Source organism: Sporichthyaceae bacterium, from assembly GCA_036493475.1.
GTDB lineage: Bacteria > Actinomycetota > Actinomycetes > Sporichthyales > Sporichthyaceae > DASQPJ01.
The window spans coordinates 1-12,363 of record DASXPS010000083.1 but is presented as its reverse complement, the minus strand read 5'-3'; the positions used below and the strand labels follow the sequence as shown (position 1 = coordinate 12,363).

At 70.4% G+C, this 12,363-nt stretch carries 12 protein-coding genes; 4 read left to right on the top strand and 8 right to left on the bottom strand.

Going from position 1 to position 12,363, the window contains the following annotated elements:
• The first annotated feature begins 57 nt into the window (after window positions 1–57).
• Window positions 58–690, top strand: coding sequence for a hypothetical protein (locus VGJ14_09220; protein HEY2832593.1), 633 nt, complete (start codon window positions 58–60; stop codon window positions 688–690).
• Between the two features lie 6 nt (window positions 691–696).
• On the opposite strand, the gene VGJ14_09215 is transcribed toward VGJ14_09220, so the two are convergent.
• A complete protein-coding gene (locus VGJ14_09215; protein ID HEY2832592.1) occupies window positions 697–1,803 on the bottom strand; it encodes a hypothetical protein in 1,107 nt (368 codons plus the stop codon).
• Between the two features lie 42 nt (window positions 1,804–1,845).
• Between VGJ14_09215 and VGJ14_09210 the strand changes: the two genes are divergently transcribed.
• Complete coding sequence (locus tag VGJ14_09210) at window positions 1,846–3,330, top strand: aldehyde dehydrogenase family protein (protein HEY2832591.1); 1,485 nt, start codon at window positions 1,846–1,848, stop codon at window positions 3,328–3,330.
• A 16-nt stretch (window positions 3,331–3,346) separates the two neighbouring features.
• Here the strand turns inward: VGJ14_09210 and VGJ14_09205 are convergent, their stop codons facing one another.
• From VGJ14_09205 to VGJ14_09180, 6 genes are read right to left on the bottom strand one after another with little or no spacing between them, the layout of a single operon-like run.
• Window positions 3,347–4,753 (bottom strand): NAD-dependent epimerase/dehydratase family protein, encoded by a 1,407-nt coding sequence (locus VGJ14_09205; GenBank protein ID HEY2832590.1) that lies wholly within the window; start codon window positions 4,751–4,753, stop codon window positions 3,347–3,349.
• Window positions 4,750–5,907: an ABC transporter substrate-binding protein gene (locus VGJ14_09200; GenBank protein HEY2832589.1), complete on the bottom strand. Its 1,158-nt coding sequence runs from the start codon at window positions 5,905–5,907 to the stop codon at window positions 4,750–4,752. The genes VGJ14_09205 and VGJ14_09200 overlap by 4 nt, the downstream gene beginning before the upstream one ends.
• Entirely contained in the window at window positions 5,904–6,773 is an 870-nt protein-coding gene (locus VGJ14_09195) for an SDR family oxidoreductase (protein ID HEY2832588.1), read from the bottom strand. The genes VGJ14_09200 and VGJ14_09195 overlap by 4 nt, the downstream gene beginning before the upstream one ends.
• On the bottom strand, window positions 6,770–8,041 hold the full coding sequence (locus VGJ14_09190; protein HEY2832587.1) for a cytochrome P450: 1,272 nt from the start codon (window positions 8,039–8,041) through the stop codon (window positions 6,770–6,772). The genes VGJ14_09195 and VGJ14_09190 overlap by 4 nt, the downstream gene beginning before the upstream one ends.
• Window positions 8,041–9,021, bottom strand: a complete 981-nt coding sequence (locus tag VGJ14_09185) for a hypothetical protein (GenBank protein HEY2832586.1) — start codon at window positions 9,019–9,021, stop codon at window positions 8,041–8,043. Before VGJ14_09185 ends, VGJ14_09190 begins: the two co-directional genes overlap by 1 nt.
• A gap of 25 nt (window positions 9,022–9,046) precedes the next feature.
• Window positions 9,047–10,147: a hypothetical protein gene (locus VGJ14_09180; GenBank protein HEY2832585.1), complete on the bottom strand. Its 1,101-nt coding sequence runs from the start codon at window positions 10,145–10,147 to the stop codon at window positions 9,047–9,049.
• Window positions 10,148–10,193: 46 nt separating this feature from the next.
• Here VGJ14_09180 and VGJ14_09175 point away from each other — a divergent pair, with 46 nt between their 5' ends.
• Together VGJ14_09175 and VGJ14_09170 are read left to right on the top strand one after the other, a co-directional pair.
• A complete protein-coding gene (locus tag VGJ14_09175) occupies window positions 10,194–11,042 on the top strand; it encodes a mycofactocin-coupled SDR family oxidoreductase (protein HEY2832584.1) in 849 nt (282 codons plus the stop codon).
• A gap of 10 nt (window positions 11,043–11,052) precedes the next feature.
• Window positions 11,053–12,021 (top strand): hypothetical protein, encoded by a 969-nt coding sequence (locus tag VGJ14_09170; GenBank protein ID HEY2832583.1) that lies wholly within the window; start codon window positions 11,053–11,055, stop codon window positions 12,019–12,021.
• Here the strand turns inward: VGJ14_09170 and VGJ14_09165 are convergent.
• Window positions 12,014–12,363 (bottom strand): HNH endonuclease signature motif containing protein (locus tag VGJ14_09165; GenBank protein HEY2832582.1); only part of this gene is annotated, 350 nt, incomplete at its 5' end. The genes VGJ14_09170 and VGJ14_09165 overlap by 8 nt on opposite strands.

Genomic DNA, 12,363 nt, shown 5'->3' with positions numbered 1-12,363 from the left:
GAGACACTTCGGATTTTGGTGTATCGCCTCTTGAGACAGTAGAGCTATAGTCGTCTCATGTCTACCGCCACCCGTGAGCGCCTGATCGATGCGGCACGCGCACTGCTGACGGCCGGCGAGGTCCCGCCGACGATGGAGAACGTCGCCCGCACCGCCGACGTCTCGCGGGCCACGGCCTACCGCGCCGTCAGCGGCGTCCCGGAGATCCTGCAGGCGGTCACCGAGCGGGCGCTGGAACGCCACCGGAACACCGTGGCGGATCTGGTGAGCCGCGAACGCGATGCCGTGGCGAAGATCGAGGCGACCGTGGTCTACACGGTCACCGAGGTACGGGCCGACGAAGCGCTGGCCCACCTCATCCCGTCCACCGGTCTCGCCGGCCACGATTTCCTGCGCGGCATGGGCTTCGCCTTCGTCGACCCGATCCTGAGGGTGGGTCAGGACAACGGGGAGATCCGTGCCGACATCGGCACCGGCACGATCACCGACTGGATCCTGGACTGCTACGTCGGCGGAACGTCCTATCGCACCTTCACCGCCAAAGAGGCCCGCACGCTCTTCCGCACGTTCTTCGCGCCCGCGTTGCGGCCGGCACGGAGCCCGGTCGCCGGCGAACTCGCCGAGGCGGAACAGGGTTTGCGCGAAGCACTGGTCGCCGTCCGGAAGATCCGCCGGTCCACCAGAAGCTGACGAGGTTCACGGTGCCATCGCGTGCCGGCCGACGATGACGGGCAGGTCGAGGCTGGTGCGCATGCCCGCAGGTGCCGCAACGACGGCGGGGATCGCGTGGACGGCGCGCATGGCCGTCCCCAACACGCCCTGATCGGTCGGGTCGAGTCCCGCACCGCCGAGTTCGAGCGTCACGTCGATGTCCGGGACGCCGCTGATCCGGATGCGTGTCGTGCGGCGATCCGGTGCCAGCGGCTGCGGCCAGTCCGGGGCGACCTCATCGAGCAGTCGGTAGGTGTGGTCGACGACCAGGCGAGGTTCTCCACCCACAACTCCGATCACCTGGAAATTCAGCGCGGCAACGTCATCCGGTCCGTAGCGCCCGGCGGGAACCTCGAACACCCGGCCCGCCGCCGCGACGCGGCGGACCTCGCGGATCTCCTCGAGCGTCACGCCGAGCCCGTCCGCCAGCAGCGTGAGCACCCCCGTCCAGCCCCGGGCAATGTGCCCCTCGCGATAAAGCGTCGCGTCCTGGTGGATGTTGTTGCCGAGCCCCGATCGCCACCGCGGAACCCGGTAGCTCCCGACGTTCATCGCCTCCTGTACGTACACCCGGGTGATCTCCCGCGACAGGCTGGACAAGGTCAGCACGAGCGCGTCGGCGGTGAAGCCGGGCTCGATGCCGGTGCAGAGGAACGAGCTGTTCCCGGACGCGCAGGCCGCTGCCAACCGGGCCCGCACTACCGGCCCCGCCCCGTCGGGATGTACCAGCATGGGCATCGTCGTGGCGACGACGTTGATTCCGGCGGCGAGGATCGTGGCCAGGTCGTCGACGACCTCCTCGGCCCGGTCCCGGTCCGTTGCCATGTAGACGACGCAATCGGGTCGGGCGGCGAGGACCGCAGTCGGGTCCGTGGTCGCCGCAACTCCGACGGCGCCCGTCCCGGCACGTCGTATCGCCAGCTCCGACGCGTCCCGGGATGCGCTGCTCGACCGGGCGACCCAGAGGGCAACGAGTTCGAGACCGGGGTCGTCGAGGATGGCGCCGAGCGCCACCGAGCCGGCATTGCCCGTCCCCCACTGCGCAACGCGAATGCGTCCCGCGCCGGCGCGGGTGTCTCTGGGTTCGGCCACGGACTACAGTGTAAATGATTAGCGCATCTCCAGGAGGAGCGAATGTCGGTGGCGACCCCGGATCTGCGGGTGTTCGACGGCCTGTACGTGGACGGCCGCTGGCTCCCGACCGACGCCGACGAGCCGGTGCTCAACCCCGCCACCGAAGCCGTCATTGCCCGGGCGCCAGTGGGCGGAATGGCCGAGGTCGACCTCGCCATTGCCGGGGCCCGGCGGGCGTTCGACACCGGGCCCTGGCCGAACCTGACGCCCCGTCAGCGCGGGGCCGCCCTGGAGCGTCTCCTCGGCATCTTCACCTCGTGGGCGGACGCCATCACCGACGTCGTCATCGACGAGGTCGGGACCTCGGCGATGATCGCGCGGCGCGGGCAGGTCGACACTCCGCTGCGGCACCTGGAGTGGTTCGTCGAGCACCTCGCGGGTTGGAAGCCGGAGACGCCCCTGCCCGCGACCGTGATGAGCGCACGGCACGGGCGGGTGCTCGGGTCCGGCGTGCTCCGACGCGAGCCGGTTGGTGTCGTCTCCGCGATCACGCCGTTCAACGCGCCGTTCTTCCTCAACATCATGAAGCTGGCGCCCGCGCTGGCGGCGGGCTGCACGATGGTGCTCAAGCCCTCGCCGTACACACCGCTGGAAGCGTTGTTGATCGCGCGGGCAGCCGAGGAGGCCGAGCTGCCGCCGGGCGTGCTGAGCGTGGTGACCGGCGGCATCGACGTCGCCCGGGCCCTCACCACCGATGCACGGATCGACGCGGTGACCTTCACCGGATCCGATGCCGTCGGCGAGCAGATCCTCGTCCAGGCCGCCCCGACGATGAAGCGCGTGCTGCTGGAACTCGGCGGAAAGTCCGCGATGATCGTGCTGCCCGAGGCCGACCTGGCCGCGGCGGTCGCGGGGGGCGTGCAGCAGGCCGCGACGTTCTCCGGTCAGGGCTGTGCGCTGTGGACCCGCCACCTCGTCCATCGCAGCTGCTTCGAGGACTACGTCGGGATGCTCGCGGTGGGCCTGGAGAAGGTCACCGTCGGCGACCCGCGCGACCCCGCCACCGTGATGGGGCCGCTGATCCGCGAGTCGCAACGCGCCCGCGTCGAGCACTACGTGGACCTCGCGCGTGCCGAGGGCGGGCAGATCCTGGCCGGCGGCGCCCGGCCGGCCGGCCTGGACCGCGGCTTCTACTACCGGCCGACATTGGTGACCGGGCTGACGAATGCCAGCTCGGTCGCACAGGACGAGATCTTCGGGCCGGTGCTGCTCGCGATCCCCTTCGACACCGACGAGGAAGCCATCGCGATCGCGAACGACTCCCGTTACGGCCTGTCCGGCGCGGTGTGGGGGGACCCAGCCCGCGCCTACGACCTCGCCTGCGCCTTGCGCACCGGCAACGTGTCGATCAACGGGGGCACCGGCGGCATGAGTAGCTGGGCACCGTTCGGCGGTTGGCGTCGCAGCGGTCTCGGCCGCGAGCTCGGCGAGGGCGCGCTCGACGAGTTCACCGAGATGAAGGCGATCCAATGGCACGCCGGCTGAGCTGAGCAGGCGTCGCTCAGTTCCATGCCCGGGCACAGGTCCGGGCGGCGTGCACCACATCCGCCAGGGGCGCGGACCACGGCGATGGCAAGTCTGCGCCTGCTCCCACCGCAGCGACCAAGCCGGACAGCGCCGGGGCGACGGCCTCGACCCGGGTGATCACCGCGGGTTCGTCCTGCGTCAGCGCGACCAGGTCGACCAGCAGATCGCCGAGCTGGGAAAGCCGCGCCGCGGCCGTCTCCACGGACAGATCCGTGGGCAGGGCGCCGAGTAGCAACGACGTCTCGGTCGCCGCCCACCCAGCCACCCTGCGGGTGTCGTGGCTCGGGCGCGCCTGCCATCCACCGGCCGCGCGGGAGAGGAGGTCCGCAGTCAGGGCCGAGTCCGCCGGCAGCTCGCGATGAACAGCGGCGAGCACGGCCGGCGAGAGCCGCGCGATGTCCCCGGCGGCCCCCCCGATGGGCGGCAGGACCGGGGCGTCGCGGCGCCGTACCTGCTTGGTGCCGAGCAGGTTGACCCCGGCGATGGCCCGACGGGTGTCGCGCAACGCGTCCTGCATCGACCAGGACGTCCGGAAGCCCCACTGCTCGCGCAGGGCCGTGGTGTCCGCGACCGGGAACTCCTTCAGCATGTCCAGGGCGACGCTGTCGACGTCGCTCAATCCGAACCGGAACATCAGATCCATGCTGCGCCCGAGCACACCCGCGGACAGCCGCACGACCCGGCGCCCCAGCATCTCCCCGACCTGTTCCAGGCTCGTGGTCGCCGCGTCGGCGAGGTTGACCAGGCCGGTGCGCTCCCCGGTCGTGACGGCGTAGAGGAAGCGCATCACGTCGTCCTGATGCACGAACTGGAAGGGGTGCGCCTGGCCGCGGACGCCCACCAGAACCGGCGTCGCGAGAATCGCCACCGACATCGAGGACACGTTGCGGCCGATGACGATATTGGGCCGCACCATCGCCAACGGGATGCCGCAGCCCAGCAACTCGTCCTCGACCACCATCTTGTGGTGCGCGTACTGCAGTTGCGGGTCCGGCCGGCGTTCGTCGTTCTCGCGGTAGACCCCGTGGCCCGGAGTCACGCCGTAGGCCGTCACCGACGAGGAGAAGATCAGTTTCTGCACGCCGTGTTTGCGGGCCGCCGCGATCACATTGCGGGTACCGCCGAGGTTGATCCGCTCGGCGCCCTCGCGGTCCTTCGCGACACCCATGAACCAGGCCAGATGCACGACACGGTCAGCCTTCGCGACCGCGGCATCGACGGCGTCGGCATCCCTGATGTCACCGGCGACGAACTCGGCGCCGGCCGGGAAGGTCGCCGGAGGACGCCGGGCCATCCCGATGACGTCGACTCCCCCGGCGGCGAGCGCTGCACAGAGCGGGGCACCGAAAGCGCCGCTCGCGCCGGTGACGAGCACTCTCATGTGGGCTGGGTCCAACCCGGCACCGCCGCCGTGCCTTCCAGGACGCTCTGGCCGTCCACGGAGCGGCGCAGGATCAGGAAGTCGGGGCCCTTCAGGCCGCGGTGGTCCTCCGGGCCGAACGTGATCGTGGTCCCCGGTCCGCCGGTGCATGCGGGCAGCCGGCGCACGGTCTCCACCGCATCGCGCAGACCCCACGGACTGGCGGTGCGCATCCGGCCGAGCGCGAGCCCGAAGACGTGCCCGATGTCGTAACCGCAGGTGCCCCCGCTGTTGGCCGGCCGGTAGCCATAACGCGGGGAGAACCGGTCCAGCACGGCGGCGTAGACCTCGTTGCCCTCGTGATACTGGTCGACGCCCACCCAGCCCTCGATGCGGCGCGCGCGCTCCGCGCTGTAGCCCGCGCTGACGTACGCCGTGGTCTGGATCCGCGGCGGATCCCAGTCGACCTTCTCCAGAGCCGGGCGGACGGTCTGGTTCACACCACCGAGGCCGAGGTACACCAACGCGTCCGGGTTCGCCGCGCGGCATTCCTCCAACACGTCCGCAAGCTCATCGACGTGGATCGACGGATACACCGGCGGCTCGGCGACCACGGCGATCCCGTACATCTGCATCGCACGGCGGAAATGCTCGGCGTACTCCTCGCCGATCTGCGTGCGCTCGCGCAGCACCGCGACACGGCGATGCCGGTTGGCCGCAAGCCAGGACGCCATGACGTACGGCTCGTCTGCCAGGCCGCCGTTGGCGATGGCGAAGGCGTACGGCCCGCGCCAGTGCAACGTCCCGCAGATCGAGATCGTGGGCAGCCGGTGCTGCTCGGTCAGGTCGAGCACCGCGAGGGAGTTGTCGGTGGTGAACGGGCCGATCACGCCGAGCACGCCTTCCTCGACGAGCTCTGCGTAGACGCGGCGCAGCGCGTAGGAGTTCGTCCACGGCTGTCCGAAGACCTCCTTGACGACGAGTTCGACCGGACGCTCGACCGCACCACGGGCGTGCGCCTCGTCGAGGGCGAACTGCGCCATGTCGGGGAAGGCATCGGACAGCCCCGGGTGCTCGGGCAGGTCGACGATCACGCCCAGCCTGTACGGCTCGATCGGCTTGCCGTGGTAGAGCCGCTGCGGCGGGGTGCCGGGCAGGGGCGGATGCTCGGTCACGACGTCTCCTTGGGGAATTGCTCTCGCACCGCAGTGAAGTCGGGCATGCGCAGACCCCGGCGCAACCAGTTGGCGCCGTCAAGCACCAGCGTGTGGCCGGTCAGGTAGGCGGCGTACGGCGAGCAGAGGTAGGTCGCGGCCCAGCCGAGCTCGTGCGGCTGCCCGACGCGACCGGCCGGAATGGTGCCGGCGAGCGAGGCGAGACCTTCCGGGGTGTCCACCCGCATCTGCACCGGCACGTCCTCGTGCGGGAACAGGCCGGGGGCGAGGCCGTTGACGCGAATGCCGTCGGGCGCCCATTCCACCGCCAGAGACTGCGTCAGATTCACCACACCGGCCTTGGCCGCAGCCGAGTGCGAGGTTCCCGGGCCGCCCGTCCAGGAGTACGTCGCGGCGATGTTGAGGATCGCGCCGGGCCGTGCGGACGCGTGGCAACGGCGCGCGAACTCCGTGCTGCAGAAGAAGGTTCCGTCGAGCACGATGTCGGTGACCGCACGCCAGCCGCGCGGGCTGATGTCCTCAGCGGGTTGCGGGAAGTTCCCGGCCGCGTTGTTCACCAGGACGTCGACGGGTCCCAGCGCCTCCTCGACCGCGTCGAACGCGGCGGCAACGGCCTCCGGGTCCCGGACGTCCACGGCGAACGCTGCCGCCTTCGCGCCGACCGCCTCGATCGCCGCGACCCCGGCGGCGTGGTGCTCGGGCTTGCGCGAAAGCACCGCGACCGCGGCACCGAGCCGCGCGAACTCCACGGCGATGGCCTTACCCAGGCCGGTGCCGCCGCCGGTGACGGCCACCACCTGACCGGCGTAGGTACCGGGCGGGAGCATGCCGGTGCCGAGCGGCGGTGGGATGGGAAGGCCGTTCATGACACGTCGAAGACGACAGGGAGCGAACGCGGGGAGCGGAACCCGAGCCCGCGGGCTTTCGGGACCGCCGCGTCGGGGTCGAGTCGGAGCCCGGGCAGCCGGCGCAGCAGGGTGCGCAGTGCGATCCGGGACTCGGCCCGGGCGAGGTGGATCCCGAGGCAGAGATGCGGACCGGCGGCGAACGCCAAGTGCTGTGCCGGTGGGCGGGTGATGTCGAACCGGTCCGGGTCCGGCCAGACGGCGGGGTCGCGGTTCGCGCCGCTCATGTTGCACTCCACGATCGCCCCGGCCGGGATCGGCACGCCGTCGATCTCGACCTGCCGGGTGGACAGCCGGTTCACCGAGGTGAGCGGCGGCTCCCAGCGCAGTCCCTCCTCGATGGCGCGGTCGATCATCGACTCATCGGCGCGGAGCAGCTCGAGCTGATCGGGGTGGGTGAGCAGGCCGAGCAGCAGGTTGCCGGTCGAACGCGCCGTCGTCTCGGCGCCGGCGGGCAGCAGGATGCGGCAGAAGTTGATGATCTCCTGGTTGGTCAGCCGCTGGCCCTCGATCTCGGCCGCGACGAGCAGGCCGATCAGGTCGTCGTTCGGCTTCGCCCGGCGCTCCTCGATGGCCGCGTCCAGGTAGTCCTGCAGGGCGGCCGAAGCGGCCAGCGCGGTTTTCGGGTCGAAGAAGATCGCGATCGTGTCGGCGGCCCACGAGGTGAACTTCGGGACGTCCGCGCGCGGTAGCCCGAGCATCTCCGCGACGACGTACACCGGGAACAACATCGTGAACTCGCCCACCAACTCGGCCCGGCCGCGCCCGGCAAAGCGGTCGATCAGACCCTCGACGATCGGCGAGATCGCGGAGCCCTCCCAGCGCTCGAGCACCGACTTGCGGAAGGCGTGGGTGATGATCCCGCGGTACTGGCGGTGCTGCCCGCCGTCCATTCCGAGCAGCGTCTCGCCCCACACCTGGGCGATGGTCTCGTTGTGGATCGAGGAGGAGAAGACCGAGGTGTCCATGAAGCCCTGCCGCGTCTGCGCGTGGCCGATCAGCGCATAGACCGGCCGCTCGCTGAAGACCGACATCGCCTTGCGGTAGTCCTCGAAACCGACCAGCGTCGACTGGCTGTGCGGCTGGACCGGGCAGCGGGAGCGTGCCTCGGCGAGCGGGCCGTGGAACTCCCCGACCTGCGCCCGCGGTGACTCCGTCTCGGCCTTGGCGACGTGCTCGCTGTAGGCGCGGTCGTCCGCCTCCCGGATCCAGGTCCGCAGGTCGTCCATCAGGAGCGGCCGTCGCTGAAGGCGTCGAGCCACCCGGCCGAGGTGACGACTTTGCGGGTCTCCCCGCGCCGCGTGGTGGTGCCGTCGGCAGGACGGTAGGTCGCGTCCTTGGCGTAGGCCGGCATGGTGCCGTCCGCGGAGGCGACCCAGTCCCATTCCTCGCCGTCGATCAGGTACTCCACCTTCTTCGGGAACTCATCGTCGCCGAAGGTGATCTTCGACGTGACGTCGGTGGTGAGCTTGAACGGACCGTTGTTGTTGAGCATGACGGCGAAGCCCCAGTCCTTGCCACCGTGGCAGATCTGGCCGACCTCGATGGTGCCGTCGTCGTACTCGGTCGTCGCGGTGTGCCAGGCGATCTCGAGCTCATTGAAGTACGGCGCGGTGCGCCAGATCGTGCCGGGGCGCAGGTGCTGCTGGTCGAAGCCGAAGAAACCCTCGACCTCCTCGCCGAGGATGTGTCCGCGCGAGCGGATCATGTAGGAGCAGTAGAGATTTCCGCCGTCGCGCATCGGGTCGTACATCTGCACGCCCGCGTTGCCGACGATGAAGCCCTCGAGGTGCAGGATCTCGCCCTCGTCCCACACGACCTTGGTGCTCGTCGCCTCGCGGGTCAGCTCCAGCGAGAACGGCTCACCCGGCGAACGCGCCATGCCCACGTGCATGCGGAAGTGGTCGTCGTCGGCGCTGAAGCGGACCGACCCACCGCGGAAGGCCTCCGCCTGACGGGGCGAGGTCGCCAGGAACGTGCCGTTGCTGATGTTGTGCACCAGGCCATAGGAGAGCTCGCCGGCGCACTTGCGCAGCAGCGTCTGCAGGCGGCCGTCGGCGGTACGGAACGAGCCGTAGAGGTACAGGCCGTCCTGCACCAGCGGGCCGTAGGTCCACGTCGGGAGCATGTCCGGGAAGTTGACCTCGATCGCGGACACGACCGTCTGGTGGTTGAAGTCACCACGGCGCTGCGGGACGAGCGTGACCAATGCAAGGTTCCTTTCTGGCGCTGCGTCAGGCGGTGCGGACCTGGCCGGAGCGAATGCGTTCGCTCAGCCCCCAGGTCGCCGGTCGATGGTCGCCACCCACTGTCGCCCCGCGGATGATGGGCAGGTCGAGGACGGTCAGCAGTCCGGGCGGGCCGGCCACGACCGCGGGGACGGCGTTGACCATGTACATCGCGGTGCCCCAGAGGGCCGGCCGCGGCTGCACACCGTCGGGGTCGCAGAGGTCGAGGTGCAGGTGGTACCTGGGCGAACCCTCGATGTGCACGCCATAGCCCTGCCGGCTCATCCACTCCGGCGCGAGGTCGCGGCGCAGGCGGTTGACGTGTTCGATGCGGAGGCGCTCGGTGCCGCCGATGATGCCGCGCAACCCGAAGCGCACCGCGGCGATCGCGCCCCTCGGCACCGGCATCGCGGGGACCTCGAAGTCCTCGGGGGCGAGCGAGACCTGGTGGAACTCCTCGACGGCGTCGAGCTCATGGCCGAGGGCTTCCGCGATCAGACGGAGTGGAGCCTCCCAGGTCCCGCGAATGCCGCCGGGGGTGAAAAAGCGCGCACCCTGCGTCGTCTGGCGGCCGAAGTTGAAGTAGTCGAGCTGGTGCAGCGGCAGGGGGTCGTAGTCGCGGACCTCGTAGGAGGTCAGCAGGTCGATGCGCTCGCAGATCGCGCTCAGGGTGATCGGCAGGGTGTGCGCCGCGAAGCCGGGGTCGATGCCGCCGTAGAACAGGGAACTGTTGCCCTTCGCGGCGGCCATCGCCAGCGGCTCGCGGATCTCGGCCGGCGCCGAGCGTGGGTGCGCGAGGCGGGCGCTGCCGAGGGTGATGACGTCGACGCCGGCTTCGAGGAATTCCGCGACGCCGGTCAGGGTCCGCGACGGCCCGCAGTGGATGAGGCAGTCGGGCTGCGCGGCGAGGATTTCGTCGGTCGCGGTGGTCGCGGTGATGCCGGTCGGCTCCCAGCCGAGGAAGTCGCCGGCGTCGCGGCCGGCCTTCTCCTCGCTCCAGACGCGCAGGCCCACCAGCTCCAGGTCGGGACGCTGCAGCAGGCCGCGCAACACGAAATGCCCGACGTCGCCGGTGCCCCAGACGGCCACCCGATAGGTCTCGCCCACGGGCCCACGCTAGCCGACGACTGCGCAAATCATCTACAGTTCTGCCATGAAGAATCGGTTCGACGGTGCCGTCGTCCTGATCTCCGGGATCGCCCGCGGACAGGGCCGCAGTCACGCCGTGCGCCTGGCCGCGGAGGGCGCCGACATCATCGGTTTCGACATCTGCGCCGACATCGCCACCAACGAATACCCGCTGGCCACGCCGGACGACCTGGAGCAGACCCGCAAGCTCATCGAGGAGCACGACCGCCGCGCTGTCCTGGTGCAGGCCGACGTGCGGGACCGCGCGGCGGTGCGCGAGGTCGTCGCTCGCGGGGTCGCCGACCTCGGCGGGCTCACCCACGTCATCGCCCAGGCCGGGATCTGCCCGTTGGGCAACGAGGATCCGCAGGCGTTTCTCGACGTCGTCGACGTGAACCTCGGCGGCGTCCTGAACACGGTGAGCGCGGCGATGCCCCATCTGTCGGCCGGGAGCGCGATCGTCTGCACCGGGTCGCTGGCCGGGCTCGTCTCCAGCGGCACGAGCCGCAACGCCGGCGGCGGCCTCGGCTACAGCTGGTCGAAGGTGTCGATCGCCGGCTACGTGCACGACCTCGCGCAGGTGCTGGCGCCACGGAACATCCGGATCAATGCGGTGCATCCGACCAACACCAATACGCCCATGTTGCAGAGCCCGCCGATGTACCGGGCGTTCCGGCCGGACCTGGAGAACCCGACCGCCGAGGATGCGCGCACCGCGTTCCCGGCGATGAACGCGATGCCGACCCCGTGGGTCGAGCCCGGCGACGTCAGCGACGCGGTCCTGTTCCTGCTCTCCGCACAGGCCCGTTGGATCACCGGCCTGCAGCTGCCGGTCGACGCCGGCGCCTACGTCAAGCACAAGCCCCGCCCTTAGGAGCTCCCTCATGGCCGACACCATCCACCCCGTCCGTCCGAACGGCCGCTTCGGCTTCCAGCCGGTGGGCGGGATGGTCGAGCCGGACGGGCACAGCCAGTGGGACCCGATCCTCGGCCTGCCGATGAACATGGCTTACGCATACGGCACGTTGCGCGCGGAGGACGGCACCTACTACTGGCCGATCCGCGGCTCGTACGAGACGCAAAGCCGGCGCATGCACCTGTCCGAGGCGAGCACGCCGGTCGACTTCCGGTGGGCGGCGCAGGGTGAGGCCGCGGAGGTCGGGCCGGTGCAGTCCGGCACGCGCGACGGCTGGACCGGGACCTGGCGCGCGGACGGCTCGCCGATCCTCGCCACGAACGGCCCGCGCTTTCGCTGGACCGAGTCCGGCTTCCTCGACCTGACCGGCGAACTCGTCGGCCCGGCGATCCAGTTCTTCATGCCGGACGAGAAGGAGCCGCTCCTCTACACCTCGCGCCTGTTCAAGGGCAGCGGCACCATCAAGGGCCAGGACGTCAGCGGCCTGTTCTTCCACGACTCGATGCACATGCCGGCCGACGTCGACTTCATCCGCAGCGCCTACATCACCGATCTGCAGGGCGCGTGGGTCGCCTTCGCCACCGAGTTCGAGGACGGCACCATCCACGCGGGCCATCTCGTGTGGGGCACGGACAACTTCTGCATCGTCATCGTCCATTGCACCGACGGCCCGCCGGTCATCTTCCGCGACTTCGAGGTCTCCGCGCGGATCTCCGACGACTACCCGGTCGAGGTCCGCTACGCCGGTCCCGGCGGCGAGACCTGGATCTGGCAGGCCCACCCCGCGGGCTACCGCGACCCGATCCGCGCCGATCTCCCCGAAGGGCATCGCCGCATCCAGGGCTGGGCGTTCCGCGAGGGTGAGACCCGCAAGCCCGTGCGCACCGAGGCGCTGATGGAGACCTACAACGGTCGGCTCGCCGGTCATCTCAGGTGAACACGCCAACGGGCGGTGGTCGCCAGTGCTGGTTGCGCCGTGGTGTTCGTGACGGGTCTATCCATGGTGGTGGGATCACTTGGGGGTGGCCGTCTGCGCCGAGTTCGGCTTCCCAGTCGTGGTGGTGGATCGTGTCGTGGTGGTGGTCGCAGAGCAATACCAGGTTGTCCAGGTCCGTGGGACCCCCCTCTTCCCATGGGATGAGGTGGTGCGCCTGGCACCAGGCCGCGGGGCGGTCGCAGCCGGGGAAGATGCAGCCGGTGTCGCGGATGACCAGGGCCGACCACTGGCCCGGGGTGACGGTGCGCCGGGTGCGCCCGACGGCGAGGGGGACGCCGTGGC